Annotated in this window: 18 protein-coding genes; 1 reads left to right on the forward strand and 17 read right to left on the reverse strand. The window is 59.7% G+C overall.

The window, feature by feature from the left end; translation table 11 throughout:
* Positions 1-160: 160 nt before the first annotated feature.
* Positions 161-1,261 (reverse strand): uroporphyrinogen decarboxylase, encoded by a 1,101-nt coding sequence (gene hemE, locus ACOSV0_RS19940; protein WP_434107843.1) that lies wholly within the window; start codon positions 1,259-1,261, stop codon positions 161-163.
* 218 nt (positions 1,262-1,479) lie between these two features.
* Here hemE and ACOSV0_RS19945 point away from each other — a divergent pair, with 218 nt between their 5' ends.
* A complete protein-coding gene (locus ACOSV0_RS19945; protein WP_434107844.1) occupies positions 1,480-2,277 on the forward strand; it encodes a transporter substrate-binding domain-containing protein in 798 nt (265 codons plus the stop codon).
* 874 nt (positions 2,278-3,151) lie between these two features.
* On the opposite strand, the gene ACOSV0_RS19950 is transcribed toward ACOSV0_RS19945, so the two are convergent.
* The 16 genes from ACOSV0_RS19950 to ACOSV0_RS20025 form a co-directional block, all read right to left on the reverse strand.
* Complete coding sequence (locus ACOSV0_RS19950; RefSeq protein ID WP_434107845.1) at positions 3,152-4,882, reverse strand: AMP-binding protein; 1,731 nt, start codon at positions 4,880-4,882, stop codon at positions 3,152-3,154.
* A 245-nt stretch (positions 4,883-5,127) separates the two neighbouring features.
* Positions 5,128-5,553: a F0F1 ATP synthase subunit epsilon gene (locus ACOSV0_RS19955; protein WP_012434800.1), complete on the reverse strand. Its 426-nt coding sequence runs from the start codon at positions 5,551-5,553 to the stop codon at positions 5,128-5,130.
* 154 nt (positions 5,554-5,707) lie between these two features.
* The gene (gene atpD, locus ACOSV0_RS19960) at positions 5,708-7,102 is read right to left on the reverse strand and encodes a F0F1 ATP synthase subunit beta (protein ID WP_434107847.1); all 1,395 of its coding nucleotides are present in this window, start codon (positions 7,100-7,102) and stop codon (positions 5,708-5,710) included.
* A 104-nt stretch (positions 7,103-7,206) separates the two neighbouring features.
* Positions 7,207-8,091 (reverse strand): F0F1 ATP synthase subunit gamma, encoded by an 885-nt coding sequence (gene atpG / locus ACOSV0_RS19965; RefSeq protein ID WP_115781412.1) that lies wholly within the window; start codon positions 8,089-8,091, stop codon positions 7,207-7,209.
* A gap of 139 nt (positions 8,092-8,230) precedes the next feature.
* Positions 8,231-9,772 carry a F0F1 ATP synthase subunit alpha gene (gene atpA / locus ACOSV0_RS19970; RefSeq protein ID WP_434107848.1) on the reverse strand — a complete coding sequence of 514 codons (1,542 nt, stop codon included), beginning with the start codon at positions 9,770-9,772 and terminating at the stop codon, positions 8,231-8,233.
* A gap of 58 nt (positions 9,773-9,830) precedes the next feature.
* Positions 9,831-10,370 (reverse strand): F0F1 ATP synthase subunit delta, encoded by a 540-nt coding sequence (locus ACOSV0_RS19975; protein WP_120346434.1) that lies wholly within the window; start codon positions 10,368-10,370, stop codon positions 9,831-9,833.
* A 2-nt stretch (positions 10,371-10,372) separates the two neighbouring features.
* On the reverse strand, positions 10,373-10,843 hold the full coding sequence (locus tag ACOSV0_RS19980; protein ID WP_054038575.1) for a F0F1 ATP synthase subunit B: 471 nt from the start codon (positions 10,841-10,843) through the stop codon (positions 10,373-10,375).
* A gap of 138 nt (positions 10,844-10,981) precedes the next feature.
* On the reverse strand, positions 10,982-11,251 hold the full coding sequence (gene atpE / locus ACOSV0_RS19985; protein ID WP_007180033.1) for a F0F1 ATP synthase subunit C: 270 nt from the start codon (positions 11,249-11,251) through the stop codon (positions 10,982-10,984).
* 92 nt (positions 11,252-11,343) lie between these two features.
* Entirely contained in the window at positions 11,344-12,195 is an 852-nt protein-coding gene (gene atpB, locus ACOSV0_RS19990) for a F0F1 ATP synthase subunit A (RefSeq protein WP_120297201.1), read from the reverse strand.
* Between the two features lie 161 nt (positions 12,196-12,356).
* Complete coding sequence (locus ACOSV0_RS19995; RefSeq protein ID WP_434107849.1) at positions 12,357-12,902, reverse strand: ATP synthase subunit I; 546 nt, start codon at positions 12,900-12,902, stop codon at positions 12,357-12,359.
* Positions 12,903-13,533: 631 nt separating this feature from the next.
* On the reverse strand, positions 13,534-14,421 hold the full coding sequence (locus tag ACOSV0_RS20000) for a ParB/RepB/Spo0J family partition protein (RefSeq protein WP_434107850.1): 888 nt from the start codon (positions 14,419-14,421) through the stop codon (positions 13,534-13,536).
* Between the two features lie 18 nt (positions 14,422-14,439).
* Positions 14,440-15,231: a ParA family protein gene (locus tag ACOSV0_RS20005; protein ID WP_434107851.1), complete on the reverse strand. Its 792-nt coding sequence runs from the start codon at positions 15,229-15,231 to the stop codon at positions 14,440-14,442.
* A gap of 83 nt (positions 15,232-15,314) precedes the next feature.
* Positions 15,315-15,998 carry a 16S rRNA (guanine(527)-N(7))-methyltransferase RsmG gene (rsmG, locus tag ACOSV0_RS20010; protein ID WP_434107852.1) on the reverse strand — a complete coding sequence of 228 codons (684 nt, stop codon included), beginning with the start codon at positions 15,996-15,998 and terminating at the stop codon, positions 15,315-15,317.
* Entirely contained in the window at positions 15,995-17,953 is a 1,959-nt protein-coding gene (mnmG, locus tag ACOSV0_RS20015; protein ID WP_434107853.1) for a tRNA uridine-5-carboxymethylaminomethyl(34) synthesis enzyme MnmG, read from the reverse strand. Before mnmG ends, rsmG begins: the two co-directional genes overlap by 4 nt.
* A 175-nt stretch (positions 17,954-18,128) precedes the next feature.
* On the reverse strand, positions 18,129-18,881 hold the full coding sequence (locus ACOSV0_RS20020; protein WP_434107854.1) for an ABC transporter ATP-binding protein: 753 nt from the start codon (positions 18,879-18,881) through the stop codon (positions 18,129-18,131).
* A gap of 11 nt (positions 18,882-18,892) precedes the next feature.
* On the reverse strand, positions 18,893-20,677 hold the full coding sequence (locus ACOSV0_RS20025; protein ID WP_434107855.1) for a branched-chain amino acid ABC transporter ATP-binding protein/permease: 1,785 nt from the start codon (positions 20,675-20,677) through the stop codon (positions 18,893-18,895).
* Positions 20,678-20,681: the final 4 nt, after the last annotated feature.

Raw genomic sequence — 20,681 nt, forward strand, 5'->3', positions numbered from 1 at the left:
CACGACTAAAGCTTCTACCGCGCCGCAGCGTGATCAATGTGCATAAGTCAAGTCTTGACTTTCGCGGGATCGCCATCTGACGGCCCATTGACTGCAATTTTCCCCTTAGAGGGAGAGCCCAGTTCGCTGCGTTGCAACAAAAATGACAACGTTTTCGGCGTCAGCTTGGTGCATGCGCGCCGCTGCGAATCGCACGGCTATGGCGATGCACCTCGTCCACGAGTTCAGCGACACTCTCCGGCGGCGTGAATTGTGAAATGCCGTGGCCGAGATTAAAAACGTGACCAGGATGATTACCGAAGCTATCGAGCACAGCGCGCGCTTCCATGCGGATCGAAGCCGGCGGCGCAAACAGCACCGAAGGATCGATATTGCCTTGCAGCGCCACCTTGCTGCCCACACGCTCGCGCGCCTTGCTCAGGTTCACAGTCCAGTCGAGACCGACCGCATCGACACCGATATCGGCGATCTCGTCGAGCCACAATCCACCGCCCTTCGTGAAGGTGATCACCGGCACTTTTTCGCCGTCGTGATCGCGCTTCAACTGGCTCACGACCTGCTGAATGTATTGCAACGAGAAGCGTTGGTAGACGCCGTCCGCAAGCGCCCCGCCCCACGTGTCGAAAATCATGACAGCTTGCGCGCCGGCTTCGATCTGCGCATTCAGGTACGCCGCAACCGATTTGGCGTTGATGTCGAGAATACGGTGCATCAGGTCCGGGCGCGCGTACAGCATCGATTTGACGGTGCGGAAATCCGCCGACCCGCTGCCTTCGACCATGTAGCACGCCAGTGTCCACGGGCTGCCGGAAAACCCGATCAGCGGCACGCGCTGACGGCCTTGCGCGTCGGTAAGCGCGGTGCGGATTTCGCGCACCGCGTCGGTCACGTAGCGCAGCGTGGCGTCGATATCCGGCACGGCAAGGCGCGCCACATCGTCTTCGGTGCGCACCGGCCGGGCGAATGTCGGGCCCTCGCCCGCGACAAACTCAAGACCCAGGCCCATGGCGTCCGGCACCGTCAGGATGTCGGAAAACAGGATCGCGGCGTCGAGCGGATAGCGCTCGAGTGGCTGCAGCGTGACTTCCGTTGCGTACGCCGGATTCTTGGCCAGGCCGAGAAAACTGCCCGCGCGACCCCGCGTGGCGTTGTATTCCGGCAGGTAGCGGCCAGCCTGCCGCATCAGCCAGATCGGCGTGTAGTCGGTCGGCTGGCGCAGCAGTGCGCGCAGGAAAGTGTCGTTCAGGAGTTTATGGGCCACGTTGCGTACGACTGAGGGCAAAGGGGCATTTTACCGGACCCGGCTCGCCGCATCGCGCTTGATGCAGGCAATAACGCGTGCGCGCCATGCTTGCGGATGGCTTTTTTGCTGTCCCGCGCGGCGCCATGACCTGGCTGAACGGCCAATGTTCAAGCGTAAATTGCCGGGCTATCATCCACCGGCCTTACCAAACAATTACACGCAAACAAGGAAAATCGATGAATAAGGCAGCACTCGCACTGCTCGGCATGCTCGCCGGCGTATTGATGCACGTGGGCGTGGCCCAGGCACAGACCAGCGCCCCCGTCGCCCCTCCTTCGCGGCTCGACGAAATCCTCGCGCGCGGCACCTTGCGCGCCTGTACAACCGGCGACTACAAGCCGTACTCGTTTTACAAGCCAGACGGCCAGTTCGAAGGCATCGACATCGACATGACCGAATCGCTCGCCAAATCGCTCGGGGTCAAGGCGGAATTCGTCAAGACGTCGTGGTCGAACCTGATGAACGACTTTGTCGCGAAATGCGACATCGGCGTGGGCGGCGTGTCGCCAACGCTCGAGCGCCAGAAGCGCGCGTTTTTCACCCAGGCGTACATGGTCGACGGCAAGACGCCGATCGTTCGGTGTGACGACGTCAACAAGTATCAAACGGTGGAGCAGATCGACCAGCCGGCAACTCGCGTGATCGTCAATCCGGGCGGCACCAACGAGCGTTTCGCCAAACAGTATTTCCCGCATGCGAACCTGACCGTCTACCCGGACAACGTGACGATCTTCAAACAGATCCTCGCCGGAAAGGCCGATGTGATGGTAACGGACGCATCGGAGACCTTGTTGCAGCAAAAGCTGAATCCGGGTCTCTGCTCGGTGCATCCGGACAAACCGTTCCAGTACGGCGAGAAGGCCTGGCTGCTGCCGCGCGGCGACGTGACGTTCCAGCAATATGTGAATCAGTGGTTGCACCTGGCGCGAGCAACCGGCGAGTATCAGGCAATCTCGGACAAGTGGCTGAAGTGATCTTTGCGGGGGGCGGCCAGCGGCTCGCTCAATCGGAAAAGCAGGGCGGCTTGGTCGATTAATAGGTCCGCATGGATGACACAACCGTGTAACCAACCCCCAAGCTGTTAAGCAAAATCCAAACAATGCGGTAGAACAGGGGCCCGATGAACCGGGCCTTTGCACGTCTTTCTCGAATGCTCACGCTGCTGCAGCGCAGCACACGCAATCGTCCATTAATCGAAGGACTTCGTGGCACTGGAAAAGCGCCTGTAATACAACCGATTCGTCCCAAAAAAGGTGAACGTGCAACCATTTCATGCGGAATCGACTGAACGGATTACGCCGCGGTATGCGTCACGAATAGCATCAATCAGGCGTATGAAATTGCTCACAAGTCATCGGTAAAAATTACGTTTTAAACGATCAGGATTGGCAATAAGTCCCGCAATGCCTTATCTGGCGGGCGTTACAACCTGAAACACTTTGTTACCGCGCTCGTAGGTTAATTCGCCCACAATGCCCTCAACGGTTTCAACACGGATGTGGCTGGGTGCGTGGTGTGAGCGGATACAATGCACTTGCCGGTCGGCGTATGCCGAAGCCCTGTAAAGGGGCATCCCTGCTGGGGCCGTAGTCGACGCAGGGTCGTCGTCTCAGTCGGTTCCAACTTTGGTCTCCTCGCGCTAACCCCGTAGCGTGTGGTTTTTAGCGGGCTCCAGGCCCGCTTTTTTTTCGTCTGGTCAAACGTTTGCGCGCTTCCTGGCGGCTCGATTCCGCGGTTTTCCAGCCGCGTATTTTCCGCTAGTTGGCCTTTTCCACAGCAAACGGTTTTCCCCCAAAATGTCGGCCGGCACTGCGCGGATTTTCGCGCAGTGCCGAACCCGCATGACCGTCACGCCGTCTTGTTTTCCTGCACCTTCAATTCGCTGATCATCCGTTCGCGCATGACGAATTTCTGTACTTTGCCGGTCACCGTCATGGGTAGTTCGTCGACGAAGCGGATGTACTTCGGCACCTTGTAGTGCGCGATCTGGCCTTGGCAGAACTGCTGGATTTCCTCGGCGGTAGCCTGTTCTCCTGAGCGCAATACGATCCACGCACACACTTCCTCGCCGTACTTCGCGTCGGGCACGCCGAACACTTGCACGCTCTGGATTTTCGGATGGCGGAACAGAAACTCTTCGATCTCACGCGGGTAGATGTTTTCACCGCCGCGAATCAGCATGTCCTTGAGGCGGCCGACGATGTTGCAGTAGCCATCCGCATCGAGCGTAGCCAGATCGCCGGTATGCATCCAGCCGTCGACGATGCTTTCCTGGGTTTTCGCTTCGTCGCCCCAGTAGCCTTGCATCACCGAATAGCCCTTGGTGCACAGTTCGCCCGTCTCGCCCACCGGCACGATCTCGCCGAGCGGATCGACGATCTTCACCTCCAGATGCGGCTGGATCCGGCCGACCGTCGTGGTGCGTTTGTCGAGCGGATCGGTGGTCGAACTCTGGAAAGATACCGGGCTCGTTTCGGTCATGCCGTAAGCAATGGTGATCTCGTTCAGATGCATCCGCGAGACAACCTTCTTCATGGTCTCGATCGGGCACGGCGAGCCGGCCATGATGCCGGTGCGCAGGCGCGAAAAGTCGTAAGTGGCGAAGTCAGGATGATCGAGTTCGGCGATGAACATCGTCGGCACGCCATGCAGCGCGGTGCACTGCTCTTCCGCGACTGCGGCCAGGGTCGCGGCCGGGTCGAAGCCCTCACCCGGGAACACCATATTCGCGCCAACCGATACGCACGCCAGCACCGCCAACACCATGCCGAAACAGTGGTAGAGCGGGACGGGAATGCATAGCGCGTCCTGCTCCGTCAGACGCATCGCCATCGCGATATAGCGCGCATTGTTGACGACGTTGCTGTGGGTGAGCGTCGCGCCCTTCGGATTGCCCGTCGTGCCGCTGGTGAACTGAATGTTGATCGGCTCGTGGCAAGACAGTGTCGCGCCGATGGCGTCGAGTTTCGCGACGTCGAGCGTTGCGCGGCCTTGCTCGATAACGTCGGAAAAAGTCAGCATGCCAGGCGTTTCCGTGTCGCACATGCGAATCACGTAGCGCAGTTCCGGCAAACGAGCGGCGCGCAATTCGCCCGGCGCTTGCGTCGCCAGTTCCGGCGCCAGTTCCTGAAGCATTTCAAGGTACATCGACGTCTTGAACCGCTCGGCTGCGATGATCGCCTTGCAGCCCACCTTGTTCAACGCGTACTCGAGTTCCGCGAGTCGATAGGCCGGGTTAATGTTGACGAGCACGGCGCCGATACGCGCGGTTGCGAACTGCGTGAGCAGCCATTCCACACGGTTCGGCGACCAGATGCCCACCCGGTCGCCCTTCGCGATGCCAAGTGCAAGCAGCCCGGACGCCAGCACGTCGATCTCTTCAGAGAACTCTTTCCACGTCCAGCGAATACGCTGCTCGCGAAATACCACGGCCGGACGGTCCGGGAAGCGCGCTGCGGTGTCGCGCAGAAATTGGCCAACCGGCGCGTCACTCAACGGAATCTCGGTCGATCCGCGAACATACGACAGGTTGTCCTTGGGTTCGATGAGTGCTCCTACGCCTGACATGTGCGTTGCCATGGTGTTGTCTCCGTGAGCGGAAGCTCGCCCAGTCTATTGAAATGAATTTGAAACCGATTGTGCCACCGGCGTATGTCCGCATGGCATCAAGTGTTACCCGCCCTCTGCAACAGCCTTGGCTGTCACGACTGCAGTTGTTCAACTGCTCGATCCGGATATACGATTTTGCTGACCTTTCCGTAAACGTCAAGTAGAGGTCAAAAAAAAGCAGCCACGAAGGCTGCTTTCTCTCTGATACGTAATGCTTAGTTCTGACCGCGCAGCTTGCGCAGACGCTGAATCGCAGCGAGCTGAGCCGTCGCGTACGCCAGTTCCGCTTGCGCGGTGGCGTATTCGAGGTTCGAACCCGTGTTCTGCAGCGCCTCTTCCGCACGCTTGCGTGCATCTTCGGCCTTGGCTTCGTCGAGATCCTTGCCGCGGATAGCCGTGTCGGCGAGAACCGTCACAGCGCCTGGCTGGATTTCGAGGATGCCGCCGGCGACGAAGACAAACTCTTCTTCACCGTTTTCAGCTTCGATGCGCACCGCACCCGGACGAATCCGTGTGATGAGCGGCGTGTGGCCCGGCAGAATGCCGAGTTCACCTGCTTCGCCCGGCAGCGCGACGAACTTCGCCTGGCCCGAAAAGATCTGCTCTTCCGCGCTGACGACGTCTACTTTAATGGTTGCCATATCGACTCCTGTGCCGACCAGAGTTGGCGCTTTAGCGCTTACTCTGGTCCCATGCAAGGCTTTGAGCGTAGTAAGAGGCGCCGGTTTTTACGTTCCAATACCGCTTGAGTATCGATACGCGCGAGGCCGGCGCCCGCTTCGTTACACCCGACCTTTACTGGATCTTCTTGGCCTTTTCGAAGGCTTCGTCGATCGTGCCGACCATGTAGAACGCTTGCTCCGGCAGGTGATCGCACTCGCCGTCAACGATCATCTTGAAACCACGAATCGTTTCCTTCAGCGGCACGTACTTGCCCGGCGAACCCGTGAACACTTCAGCGACGTGGAACGGCTGCGACAGGAAACGCTGAATCTTACGAGCGCGCGCCACGGCGAGCTTGTCTTCCGGCGCCAGTTCGTCCATACCCAGAATCGCGATAATGTCGCGCAGTTCCTTGTAGCGCTGCAGCGTTTGCTGCACGCCGCGCGTGATCGAGTAGTGCTCTTCACCGATCACGTTCGGGTCGATCTGACGCGAGGTCGAATCGAGCGGGTCCACTGCCGGGTAGATACCCAGCGAAGCGATGTCACGCGACAACACGACGGTTGCGTCCAGGTGGCCGAAGGTCGTAGCCGGCGACGGGTCGGTCAAGTCATCCGCAGGGACGTACACGGCCTGAACCGACGTGATCGAGCCGGTCTTGGTCGACGTAATACGTTCTTGCAGCTTACCCATTTCTTCAGCCAGCGTCGGCTGATAGCCCACTGCCGACGGCATACGGCCGAGCAGTGCCGACACTTCCGTGCCTGCCAGCGTGAAACGGTAGATGTTGTCGACGAAGAACAGTACGTCGAGGCCTTCGTCACGGAAGTGCTCAGCCATCGTCAGACCGGTCAGCGCGACGCGCAGACGGTTGCCCGGCGGCTCGTTCATCTGGCCGTACACCAGCGCGACCTTGTCGAGAACGTTCGAGTCCTTCATTTCGTGATAGAAGTCGTTCCCTTCGCGGGTACGCTCGCCAACACCGGCGAACACGGAGTAACCACCGTGTTCCTTAGCGATGTTGTTGATCAGTTCCATCATGTTCACGGTCTTGCCCACACCGGCGCCACCGAACAGGCCAACCTTACCGCCCTTCGCGAACGGGCAGATCAGGTCGATAACCTTGATGCCGGTTTCGAGCAGTTCCGTCGACGGCGACAGTTCGTCGAACGCCGGAGCCTTCTGGTGAATACCGCGAACCACGTCCGAGTTGATCGGGCCGGCTTCGTCGATCGGGCGACCCAGCACGTCCATGATCCGGCCGAGGGTCGGCTTGCCAACCGGCACGCTGATCGGATTGCCGGTGTTCTTCACCGTCGTACCACGGCGCAGACCGTCCGAGGCACCCAGACAGATGGTACGGACGACGCCGTCGCCCAGCTGCTGCTGGACTTCGAGGGTCAGTTCCGAACCGTCGAGAATGAGCGCGTCGTAAATCTTCGGCATGTGGTCACGCGGGAATTCCACGTCGATCACCGCGCCGATGCACTGTACGATCTTGCCTTCTACCAAAGCAGTAGTACTCATCGCTTTTCCTTTAGATACTCAATTCTTCACTCGCGCAAAGGCGCAGTTTCGATGGGGGTGCGCCGCGAAGGGCGCACACGAAGCAACTTGCCTGACCGTCAAGATCAGACTGCCGCCGCGCCACCGACGATTTCCGACAGTTCTTTCGTGATCGCGGCCTGACGGCTCTTGTTGTACACGAGCTGCAGTTCGTTGATGACCGTCTTCGCATTGTCCGAAGCGGCCTTCATTGCGACCATTCGTGCCGACTGCTCCGATGCCATGTTTTCCGCGACGGCCTGATAAACCAGCGCTTCGACATAACGCACCAGCAGTTCGTCCACCACTGCCTGTGCATCCGGCTCGTAGATGTAGTCCCACTGCGTGCTCGGCGTCGTGCCGTCTTCGTCCTTGCGCTCGAACTGGTCTGCCGACAGCGGCAGCAGTTGCTCGATCACCGGCTCCTGCTTCATCGTGTTGACGAAGCGCGTGTACGCGAGGTACACCGCCGAAACCTTGCCTTCCGAGTACAGGTCGAGCTGCACCTTCACCGCGCCGATCAGCTTTTCCAGATGCGGCGTGTCGCCCAGATGCACGACATTCGACACCACCTTGGCGCGCAGACGATTCAGGAAACCCAGACCCTTGGTGCCGATCGCAGTTGCTTCGATCGTCTTGCCCTGGCCTTCCAGTTCCTTGAACTTCTGCAGCGACGCACGCAGCACATTGGTGTTCATCCCGCCGCACAGACCTTTATCGGTCGTGACGAGGATGATGCCGGCCGTCTTCGCGCCTTCGTTCGACACCATGAACGGGTGACGATACTCCGGGTTCGCACGGCTCATGTGCGCAGCGATATCGCGGACCTTGTCGGCGTACGGGCGAGCAGCGCGCATGCGCTCCTGAGCGCGGCGCATCTTCGATGCGGCCACCATCTCCATCGCTTTCGTGATCTTGCGCGTGTTTTGCACGCTCTTGATCTTGCCGCGAATTTCCTTCATTCCAGCCATTGCTTGCTCCTTGTCGGCCCAAGTTAGCGCTTCAGCGCTTACTCGGGTCCCATGCAAAGCGATCGAAGCGGTGCGGGTTCAGTTGCCTGCGGCCCGCGCCGCTCCAAGGCCCTTTTATGCCTTGGGGATCACTCGCAGATCAATAAGCGCCGGACTTCTTGAAGTCTTTGAGAGCCGTATGCAGCAGGGCTTCGTCGTCCTTCGAGAGTTCCTTGGTATCTTCGATGCGCTTGACCAGGTCAGCGTGGCTCGACTTCAGGTATTCGCGCAGGCCCTTTTCGAACGGCAGCACTTGCGCAACTTCCAGATCGTCGAGGTAACCGTTGTTCGCGGCGAACAGCGAAATCGCCAGTTCCCACACTTGCAGCGGTTGATACTGCGGCTGCTTCAGCAGTTCCGTCACGCGGCGGCCGCGCTCCAGTTGCTTGCGGGTCGCTTCGTCGAGGTCCGATGCGAACTGCGCGAACGCTGCGAGTTCACGGTACTGTGCGAGGTCGGTACGGATACCGCCCGACAGCTTCTTCACGACCTTGGTTTGAGCCGCACCACCCACGCGCGAGACCGACACGCCGGCGTTAATTGCCGGGCGGATACCTGCGTTGAAGAGGTCGGTTTCCAGGAAGATCTGGCCGTCGGTAATCGAGATCACGTTCGTCGGAACGAATGCGGTCACGTCGCCTGCTTGCGTTTCAATGACCGGCAGTGCCGTCAGCGAACCGCTCTTGCCCTTCACTTCGCCGTTCGTGAACTTCTCGACGTACTCTTCCGAGACGCGAGCAGCACGTTCCAGCAGACGCGAGTGCAGATAGAACACGTCGCCCGGGTATGCTTCGCGACCCGGCGGGCGGCGCAGCAGCAGCGAGATCTGACGGTATGCCCACGCCTGCTTGGTCAAATCGTCATACACGATCAGCGCGTCTTGACCGCGGTCGCGGAAGTATTCGCCCATCGTGCAGCCGGCGTACGGTGCGAGGTATTGCATCGCAGCCGATTCCGAAGCCGAAGCGGCCACGACGATCGTGTATTCCAGCGCGCCGGTTTCTTCCAGCTTGCGCACCACGTTCATGATCGACGAAGCCTTCTGGCCGATCGCGACGTAGATACAGAAGAGGTTCTTGCCCTTCTGGTTGATGATCGCGTCGACTGCGACTGCGGTCTTGCCGCACTGACGGTCGCCAATGATCAGCTCACGCTGGCCACGGCCAACCGGCACCATCGCGTCGATCGACTTCAGACCGGTTTGGACCGGTTCCGAAACCGACTTACGCCAGATCACGCCCGGAGCAATCTTTTCGATTGCGTCGGTCTTCTTCGCGTTGATCGGGCCCTTGCCGTCGATCGGGTTGCCGAGTGCATCGACCACGCGGCCGAGCAGTTCCGGACCCACCGGCACTTCGAGAATGCGGCCCGTCGTCTTGACGATGTCGCCTTCCGAAATGTGTTCGTACTCACCCAGAATCACGGCGCCGACCGAGTCGCGCTCGAGGTTCAGTGCAAGACCGAAGGTGTTGCCCGGGAATTCGAGCATTTCGCCCTGCATCACTTCCGACAGGCCGTGAATACGCACGATACCGTCGGTCACGGAGATCACGGTGCCCTGGTTGCGAACGTCTGCGCTCGCTTCAAGGCCCTGGATCCGGCTCTTGATCAGCTCGCTGATCTCAGAGGGATTGAGTTGCATTATTCGCTCCTGATAGTCAATTCTGTTGCGTGCCAACCGCTTCAGCGCTTTACGCGCTTCAGGCCGTCAGAGCCGTCTGCATGCTGGCAAGCCGCGCGCGGACCGAGGTATCGAGCACTTCGTCGCCAACCGTCACGCGCACGCCGCCGATGAGCGACGAGTCGACTTCGACCGTCGGCTTCAGCTTGCGCTTGAATTTGCGTTCGAGACTTGCGACGAGTTCGTTCAACTGCGCGCCTTCGAGCGGGAATGCGCTGACGATCAGCACATCTGCCGCCCCTTCGCGGGCGTTCTTCAACTCTTCGAACTGCACAGCGATTTCCGGCAGCAACTGCAGGCGATGGTTGTCCACCAGCATCTGCACCAGATTTTTCGCTTGCGCGTTGTCCTTGAGCGGCGACTTGACCGCGGCCAGCAGCAGTTCGCTGACCTGGGCGCGGCTTACTTTCGGGCTCGAGGCGATCGACAGCACTTCGGGCAGACGCGCAACCTGTGCCAGCTCCTGCACGAGCGTGGACCAGGCGGCGATGTCACCAGCTTCGGCCACGCCAAACAGCGCTTCTGCGTACGGACGGGCGATGGTTGCAAGTTCGGCCATGATCAGAGCTCGGCTTTCAGTTGATTCAGCAGGTCAGCGTGAGCTGCCTGGTCGACTTCGCGCTTCAGGATCTGTTCAGCGCCCTTCACGGCGAGTGCAGCGACTTCGCCGCGCAGCGTTTCGCGCGCCTTCACGACTTGCTGTTCCGCGTCCGCCTTCGCTTGCGCGATGATGCGGGCAGCTTCAGCTTGTGCTTGAGCCTTGATTTCGTCAGCGACTGTCACAGCGCGCTTTTCTGCGTCAGCAATACGTTGCTGACCGTCATTGCGTGCCTGAGCGAGTTCCTGGTCGACGCGCTTGTGAGCGGCTTCGAGTTCAGCCTTGCCCTTTTCAGCAGCCGACAAACCGTCAGCAATCTTCTTCGAGCGCTCGTCGAGGGCGTTGATCAACGGCGGCCACACGAACTTCATCGTGAACCACGCGAGGATCAGGAACACGACCATTTGCGCAAACAGGGTTGCGTTGAGATTCACGGTGTTTCCTTAAACGTTGCTAGTTCGGAAAGTGAAACGGCAAGGCGCTCATCGATTCTGTATTCGATCAGCGCCTAAGTGCCCGTTCCGCCCTGCGCCTTTACCTGTTATAGCTCAGGCGCAAACTTCCGAGGAACCTCAGCCTGCCAGCTTCGACAGCAGCGGGTTCGCGAACGCGAACAGCATTGCCACACCAACACCAATCAGGAACGCCGCATCGATCAGACCAGCCAGCAGGAACATCTTGGTTTGCAGCGGGTTCATCAATTCCGGCTGACGAGCACATGCTTCGATGTACTTGCCGCCCATCAGGCCGATACCGATACAGGCGCCGATTGCACCCAGGCCGATGATGATGCCGATACCGATGGCGGTCAGACCCTGGATGTTGGCGATGAAAGCTTGCATGATCACTCCTTTGTGAAAAGTCTTTTAGAACTGGTTGGAACTGGGATTTAATAAAACAAAACTAAAACAATTCGTCGTTCGACACGCCGTGATTAGTGGCTGTCGTGTGCCTGTCCGATGTACACCAGCGTCAGCATCATGAAAATGAATGCCTGCAGCAGAACGATCAGGATGTGGAAGATCGCCCAAACCGTGCCTGCGATAACGTGGCCGATAAAGCCGAGCACTGACGCGTCCGCGCCGAAACCCCACATGCTGCCGAGGAGAGCAATCAGCAGGAACAACAGCTCACCCGCGTACATGTTGCCGAACAGCCGCATGCCGAGCGAAACCGTCTTTGCGACGAACTCGATGATGTTCAATGCAAGGTTCGGGATCCACAGCAGCGGATGCGCGCCGAACGGAGCCGACAGCAGTTCGTGCACGAAGCCGCCTGCGCCCTTGATCTTGAAGTTGTAGTAAATCATCAGCGCGAACACGCCGAGTGCGATACCGAGCGTACCGTTCAGGTCGGCCGTCGGCACGATGCGGTGATGGGGGATGACTTCCGAAAGGCCCAGCCAGCCGATCACGCGGCCCGGCAGATCGACGGGGATGAAGTCGAGCGAGTTCATCAGCGCGACCCAGACGAACACGGTCAGCGCCAACGGAGCGATGAAGGTGCGCGAGCCGTGGATCATCGACTTCGATTGATCTTCGACCATTTCGACCAGCATTTCGATCGCGCACTGAAAACGACCCGGCACGCCGGACGTCGCCTTGCGGGCCGCCAGATGCAGGATGGCGATCGTGGCCAGACCGCAAACGATCGACCAGAAAAGGGTGTCCAGATTCCACACATGAATGTCGAAAATCGACGTCTGGTGCGCGGTGGAAAAGTTCTGCAAGTGGTGCGCGATGTACTCGGACGGATCCAGAGCGCGCGTGCCTTCGCTAGCTGCCATATCGTTAATGCCACCCAAATTGTCGAAAATCGTCTTAGGCCGCTCCCGCCACAATTCTGTATTGCGGGAACACGCCGGGTGCGGATCGTGTCATATCCGCACTCCTTACGCCAGCGCTGCGCGCCAGCCTGAATTCTGTGTTGCTACTCTCTGCTACGACCTTAGCGCCACGCGAGGGCGATCCAGTATGTCTTGAGCGCGATGAGGTAAGTCACGAGCAGCGGCACCCAGCGTACGTCGTGATACCAGAACGCGATGGCTACAAACATCGCGATCGTTGTCCCCATCTTGAGCGCTTCGCCGATCATCCAGCTCATCACTGTTTCAGCGCCGCTCAGCGTTCTAAGACGTGCCGCGAACAACGCGCCCGGCACCCAGCAGATCGCTCCCCCCAGGAACGCGGACAGCGCAGCAGCGCCCGGCGGCTTGTCGAACAGCCACCACACCAGCGTCGCACCCAGGGACAAAACCATTTGCGCCACCACGACCTTGAAAGGCGTGACACGCGATGGACGACTCACATTCGGGCCAAACAACTTTTCGGCCTCGGCCCGCGTGAGCGGAACGATATTGTTATCTTGTTGCTCGACATCCCACGCATCGTCAGTTGTAACGTGCAGACCGGTAGACGCAACGGAATCGGTGCGTTCAGCGCGGTGTTCGTCGTGCCCATTCTGTGGCGCCTGATTCGACGTTTTAACCGCCATCGCAGTGTTCCGAAAGTCTTGTTCCAGCCCGCGAGCTTACGCTGCGCTTACGGGGTTGCCGTGCAATTAAATCCGGGCGATTGTAAGCGATAGTTGCAGGCAATTCAAGACTTTAGGCCGTTCAATAACCAGCATGAAAACGGCCCTCACCATGCGGAAATATGATTTTGATCAACATGTACACGGCAAATGTAAGGCGGTCGGGGAGCGGCAAAACATGCGCGTTGACCCGGGGAAGCTGAAGTGCGTGGAAGCGTCGCTCCGACGCTGCTGCGGACGTCTCAAAAATGCAACAGAAGACGATTTTTGCCCACTTTCATAGACACGCAAAACAGCGCCGGGTAGGCGTCGAACAAGGTTGCCTCATCACAAAAGTAGCCCGACAGACCAATACCTCAGTATTCCTGACTATCTTGCGTGGAGTTTAACCAGAAATCCGCCACGCGCTAATACGGTAACGCGATCAATGATGGAGATCGTCAAACCATGTTTGAGCGGAACGCCGGTGCGCCCCGACAAACCAGAACCATCATCGAAACCGCGCAAATTGCGCCAAACAGCTTGCTAGCGACCATTTAAGCGATCTGCAAGCACGCATGTCCAGCGCCCTTCCCCGTTCAGTTTGTCACGATCACACCGTGGCGTTACCGCGCAACCGGACAAGAATGCCCTCCAGCGCGTCCAGATCACCGAAGTCCACCAGTACCTGGCCGCGGCCGCGTCGGCCGAGTTTGATCTTTACCGTTGCGGCAAGCAGATCGGACAACTCCTCTTCGAGTCGCCGCGTGTCACGGCCACCGTCCTGATTCGAGCGCGCCTTGACTGCGGGCGCAGCCTTGGTAGTCGCCGTTACCAGCTTTTCGGTTTCGCGCACCGACATGCGCTTGTTGACGACCTGGTTGGCCAACGTGATCTGCGTCGCAGCGTCGACTGCCAGTAACGCACGGGCATGGCCCATGTCCAGATCACCAGCCAGCAACATCGTCTGCACCGGCGCCGCCAGGTTAAGCAAGCGCAGCAGATTCGATACGGCACTGCGCGAGCGCCCCACCGACTCGGCCGCCTGCTCGTGCGTGAAATTGAACTCGTCGAGCAGGCGTTGAATACCTTGCGCTTCTTCCAGCGGATTCAGATCTTCACGCTGGATATTCTCGATCAGCGCCATCGCCGCGGCGGCCTGGTCCGGCACGTCTCTCACCAGCACCGGCACCTCGTCGAGGCCTGCAAGGCGCGCGGCGCGGAAGCGTCGTTCGCCGGCAATGATCTCGTACCTATCCGCCGAAACCGGCCGCACGAGGATCGGCTGCATCACCCCCTGGGCACGGATGCTGGCCGCCAATTCCTGCAACGCACCTTCGTCCATACGCGTGCGCGGCTGATACTTGCCGGCCTGCAGCTTGCTGAGCGGCAGCACGTTCGGCGCACCCTCGATCACCACGGCTTCTGTAATATCCGCACTGCCACCAAGCAACGCTTCCAGACCGCGGCCCAACCCTTTCTTTCTTGCTACTGCGTTCATCGTGCTTCCTCGATCCGCTTAGGACGCCTGAGGCGCGTCATTCAATGTACGCACCCGCTCAATCATCTCTGCACCGAACTGCACATACGCCTGCGCACCGCGCGATGCCTTATCGAACACGACGCCCGGCAACCCATAGCTAGGTGCCTCGGCAAGGCGCACGTTACGTGGAATCACCACATCGAATACCTTGTCGCCAAAGTGCTCTTTCAGTTGATCCGAGACTTGCTGTTGCAATGTGATACGTGGATCGAACATCACGCGCAGCAGGCCGATCACCTTCAGATCGCGATTCAGGTTCGCGTGGACCTGCTTGATCGTGTTGACCAGATCGGACAGGCCTTCGAGTGCGAAGTACTCGCACTGCATCGGAATCACCACGCCATGCGCGGCGCACAAACCGTTGAGCGTCAGCAACGACAAAGCCGGCGGGCAGTCGATCAGAACGAAGTCGTATTCGCTTTCGACCGCCGCCAGGGCGGCCTTCAACTGGCGCTCGCGGTTCTGCACGCTGACCAGCTCAACCTCGGCACCCGCCAACTCACGATTCGCGGGCAGTACGTCGTAGCCGACGGCTTCCGGACGTACTCGCGCATCGGCCACCGACATGCCATCCACGAGCACCTCATAGACGGTGTTCGCACATGCAGCCTTGTCGATGCCGCTACCCATCGTGGCGTTGCCCTGCGGGTCCAGATCGATGAGAAGGACTCGCTGTTCCTGCGCTGCCAGGCTCGCGGCCAGATTGACTGCCGTCGTCGTCTTGCCGACGCCGCCCTTCTGGTTCGCAACGCAGAAGATTTTTGCCATCGTTGGTGTGTCCCTTTTGCTGCTTGAATAAAGTAGAAAGCGCGTCTGGTATGCGATGCGTGTCTCGAAGCTACCGATGACCTTCAGTTATCGGCGTCCACCCGCACCTTGATCAGATGCCGCTCCGCGTCGAGGAACGGTACGTTCAGCCGGATGATCTGTTCCACATGGGCACCCGCCGGCAAGCGCTCGATCTCGCCATCCGGACGCACACCCTTCATCGCCCAGATCGCCCCCTGCTCCGCAACCAGATGACGGGCCAGTGTAACGAAATCCGAGAGCTCTGCGAATGCACGCGACACGATTACGTCGAACTTTGCTGGTACTTCGGCGCCTGGCTGCAAAGTCTCGACGCGACCCGTGACAACCGACAGGTTCGCCAGCCCGAGCTCAGCCTTGGCCTGCGCCTGAAACGCCGTCTTCTTGTGAACGATGTCGTTCACGGTAACGGTCCAATCGGGCAGCACAATAGCCAGCACGATACCAGGCAAGCCGCCGCCAGAACCCACGTCCAGCACCGAAGACGCGCCGCGCGTAGCAAGATGCGGCACGATCGAGAGCGAATCCAGGATGTGCTGGATAAGCATTTGCCGCGGATCACGAATCGCCGTCAGGTTGTAGACAGCGTTCCACTTGGATAGCAGCGCTACATAGTCGAGCAGTTTGCCGAGTTGCGCATCGCTCAGATCGAGGCCGAGTTCACGGACGCCGCCCGCCAACAGCGGCGCCAATGCCTCGCTACCACTTCCCTTCCGACCCACCGTCATTGCGCCACCGGCTTGCTGTCGGTGTCAGGTTCGGCGGGTTTCGTCGAACGACGCCCCAGGCCACGCTTCAGGTGAACCATCAGCAAGGAGATCGCCGCCGGCGTAATACCGGAGATACGCGACGCCTGGCCGATGGTCTCGGGGCGGAATTGCGTCAGCTTCTGACGCGCTTCAAACGATAGCCCCCTTACGTCGGCGTAGTCCAGGCCCTCCGGCAGACGCGTACTTTCGTGCGACTCATTGCGCTCGATTTCGTCAGCTTGCCGGTCGATATAGCCCTGATACTTGATGCCGATTTCGATCTGCTCCTTGATCTGGGCGAGCAGTACGTCGTCTTCGGCCAGCGTTTCAGGCGCCGCGCACGCGCCTTCGCGCAAACCGCAGACACCGTCGTAAGTCACGCCCGGCCGGCGCAGCAGATCGGCCAAACTGTATTCATGGTCGATCGGCTTGCCGAGCAAGGCGGTCGCCTCTTCAGCCGGTAACGTCTTAGGATTGACCCATGTCGTACGAAGACGCTCTGTTTCACGTGAAACAGCGTCGCGCTTGCGGCTGAATGCGTCCCAACGGACGTCATCGACGACACCTATTTCGCGACCGATCTCCGTCAGGCGCATATCGGCGTTATCTTCGCGCAGGCTCAAACGGTACTCGGCACGGCTCGTGAACATGCGATACGGCTCGGACACCCCACGCGTCACCAGATCGTCGACCAGAACGCCCAGATACGCCTGATCGCGGCGTGGACACCATGCATCCCTGCCCTGCACCTGCAAACCGGCGTTAATCCCCGCCAGCAAGCCTTGCGCAGCAGCTTCTTCGTAGCCGGTTGTGCCATTGATCTGGCCCGCGAAGAACAGCCCGTTGATCACCTTGGTTTCCAGCGATGCCTTCAGCCCACGCGGATCGAAGTAGTCATATTCGATCGCATAGCCCGGCCGCAGAATATGCGCGTGCTCCAAACCACGCATCGAACGCACGAGTTCCAGTTGTACGTCGAACGGCAGACTGGTGGAAATCCCATTGGGATAGAACTCGTTGGTCGTCAGCCCTTCCGGTTCGAGGAAGATCTGATGCGATTCCTTCGACGCAAAGCGGTGAATCTTGTCCTCGATCGACGGGCAGTACCGTGGCCCCACTCCCTCGATCACCCCCGTGTACATCGGCGAGCGGTCAAGGCCACCGCGGATAATGTCGTGCGTGCGCTCGTTCGTATGCGTCACCCAGCACGGCACTTGCCGCGGATGCTGCTCGACGCGCCCGAGAAACGAGAAAACCGGCACCGGATCCAGATCGCCCGGCTGCTCTTCAAGCTTCGAGAAATCGATCGTCCGGCCGTCGATGCGCGGCGGCGTCCCGGTCTTGAGGCGGCCTTGCGGCAGCTTCAATTCCTTGAGGCGCGCAGACAGCGACACCGCAGCCGGATCGCCAGCGCGGCCACCGGTGTAGTTGTTCAAACCCACGTGAATCTTGCCGTCGAGGAACGTCCCAGCCGTCAGCACAACCGCGCGCGAGCGGAAGCGAATCCCCACCTGCGTCACGGCACCGACGACGCGGTCGCCCTCCACCATCAGATCGTCGACCGCCTGCTGGAACAGCCAAAGGTTCGGCTGATTCTCCAGCCGATGCCGGATCGCCTGCTTGTACAGCAGACGGTCCGCCTGTGCGCGTGTCGCACGGACAGCAGGCCCCTTCGACGAATTGAGGATGCGGAACTGGATCCCGCCCTCGTCCGTCGCAGCCGCCATCGCACCGCCGAGCGCATCGACTTCCTTCACCAGATGGCCCTTGCCAATCCCGCCAATGGACGGGTTGCAGCTCATCTGACCGAGGGTTTCGATGTTATGCGTCAGCAGGAGGGTCGTATTGCCCATGCGTGCTGAGGCCAAAGCGGCCTCAGTACCGGCATGACCGCCGCCAACGACGATTACGTCAAATTCTGTGGGAAAAAGCATCGCGGATCTCACGCCAGATCGTCGCGTGAGCCTTTCAGAGAAAAATGTATGGGCGAATTATAACGGGTTCGGTTTAGGCCCGAATTTCGTCCGAATGGCCAGGCAACAAAAAAGCGGTGTGTTTCACGTGAAACACACCGCTTTGAACCACAGCGAACTGAACGAAAGTGGAGAGTTAAGCCACCTTCTTAGCCAGCCCCAGATACGTTTCAATCACACGCGGATTCTGCGCCAGATCAGCCGCGGGTCCTTCCAAAGCCAGTTCACCGGTTTCCAGCACGTAGCCGTAGTCGGAAATCTGCAGTGCAGCGCGTGCGTTCTGCTCGATCAACAGCGTCGCGACGCCGGTCTGCCGTAGTGCGCTAATGATGTGGAAAATTTCCTTCACGATCAGCGGCGCGAGGCCCAAGCTCGGCTCGTCGAGCATCAGCAGATCGGGTTTGCCCATCAGCGCACGGCCGACCGCGAGCATCTGCCGCTCCCCACCCGATAGTGTCCCGGCCGCCTGTTTCCGACGTTCCTTCAAACGAGGAAAAAGCGTGAAGACCGGCTCGAGTTGGTCGAGAAAGTCGCGCTCCCCGGCCCGCTTGCGCCGATACGCGCCGAGAACCAGATTGTCTTCAACGGTCATCGACGCGAATAGCTCGCGCTTTTCCGGCACCAGGCACATACCGCGCGCGACCCGCTTTTCAACGGGCACGGCACTGACATCCTCACCCCGATACAGAATCGAGCCTTTCGCATGCCCCGTAGTCGGCAATGCGCCCATGATCGCGTTCAGCAACGTAGACTTGCCCGCGCCGTTCGGACCGATCACCGAGACGATCTGCCCGGGACGCACCTTGATTGCCGCACCGTGTAGCGCTTCGACCTTGCCATAGCGGACCGACAAGCCGTTCACGTCGAGAATCGGTGCAGCTGCGTTCATCGTGTTCTCCATCACTCCACCCCGCCCAGATAAGCCTCAAGCACGGCCGGATCTTGCTGGACGTCCTGCGGCAAGCCTTCCGCGATCCGCGTGCCGAACTCCATCACCACCAGACGATCGGTGAGATTCATCACGAAATCCATATCGTGCTCGACCAGTAACACGCTCATGCCTTCGGCTTTGAGGCGGCGCAGCAAGTCCGCCAGTTGCAGCTTTTCCTGATAACGCAAACCAGCGGCCGGTTCGTCCAGCAGCAGCAAGGTCGGGTCGCAACACAGCGCGCGAGCAATTTCGAGAATTCGCTGCTGCCCCAGCGCCAGGCTGCCCGCTTCGTCATACATATGCTGCTCAAGCCCGACACGACGAATCTGGCGGGCCGCTTCGGCCATCAAGCGCGCTTCCTCCGCACTGTTCAGCCGCGCCACGCTGCGCCACACACCTGCCTGACCACGCAGATGTGCGCCGATCGCAACGTTCTCCAGCACCGTCATCCCAGGCAGCAGCTTGACGTGCTGGAAGGTGCGGCCAATGCCACGCTTGACGATTTCACGTGAACTCAGCGAATCGATGCGCTCGCCATGAAACGTGATTTCGCCACTCGTCGCTTGCAGCACGCCCGTGACCAGATTGAAGGTCGTCGACTTGCCGGCGCCGTTCGGGCCGATCAAACCGATGATCTGCCCTGCTTTCACCTCAAAGCTGACATCGTTCACCGCGACCAGACCGCCGAATTGTTTGCGTGCCTTATTCACCGTCAACAGGCTTTCGCCCGCGGCCGGCTTGCTGCGTTGCGGCAACGGCTCCGCATGATCGGACACATGCGCGCGTGGCCCCTTCGGGAAAAATCGCGCGACAAACGGCCAGACACCTTGGCGAGCGTATTGCAGCAGCAGCACCATCAGAATGCCGAACACGATCACTTCGAAGTTACCGTTCTCGCCAAGCAGCTTGGGCAGCAGTGTTTGCAGATAGTCCTGCAGGATGGTCAGAATCGCGGCGCCGAGCACTGCGCCCCAGACGTGCGAGACGCCACCCACCACCGCCATGAACAAAAATTCGATGCCGTGGTTCAGACCGAACGGCGTCGGATTCACCGCGCGTTGCAGATGCGCGTAAAGGAACCCCGAAATCGACGCCAATACCGCGGCATAGACGAAGATCACCACGCGCATCCATGCCGTATTGACACCCATCGCTTCGGCCATCATGCCGCCGCCGCGCAATGCGCGGATCGCCCGCCCTGGCCGGCTATTAAGCAGATTCTGAACAGAGATCACCGCACCGAGCACCACCACCCAGATCAGGTAATAGATATGGCGACCAGACTCCAGGTTAATGCCAAAAACATTCAGCACGGGAATGCCATTAATGCCGTCGTACTTGCCAAGCATCTCCAGGTTGCCGAACAGATAGAACAGCGCGAGCCCCCACGCGATCGTGCCGAGCGGCAGAAAGTGACCCGATAGCCGCATCGTCACGAGCCCCAGCATCAGCGCGATCAGCGCCGTCACCACCACGCCCGCGATCAGCGCGAGCCACGGCGACACGCCGTACGTCGTTGTCAGATACGCGGTCGCATACGCGCCGATGCCGACGAACGCCGCCTGCCCGAAGCTCGTCATCCCGCCGATACCCGTCAGCAGCACGAGACCGATCGCGACGATCGAATACAGCCCGATGTAGTTGAGCAGCGTCACCCAGTACTCAGGCACGTGAATCGGGTGCGGCAATACCGGCAGCGCGAACAGCACCACGAGGAACAGCCAGAAGAACTTGTTTTGCATGATCCGTTTCATCGCG

The organism is Paraburkholderia caffeinilytica (assembly GCF_051027425.1).
Lineage (GTDB): Bacteria > Pseudomonadota > Gammaproteobacteria > Burkholderiales > Burkholderiaceae > Paraburkholderia > Paraburkholderia caffeinilytica_A.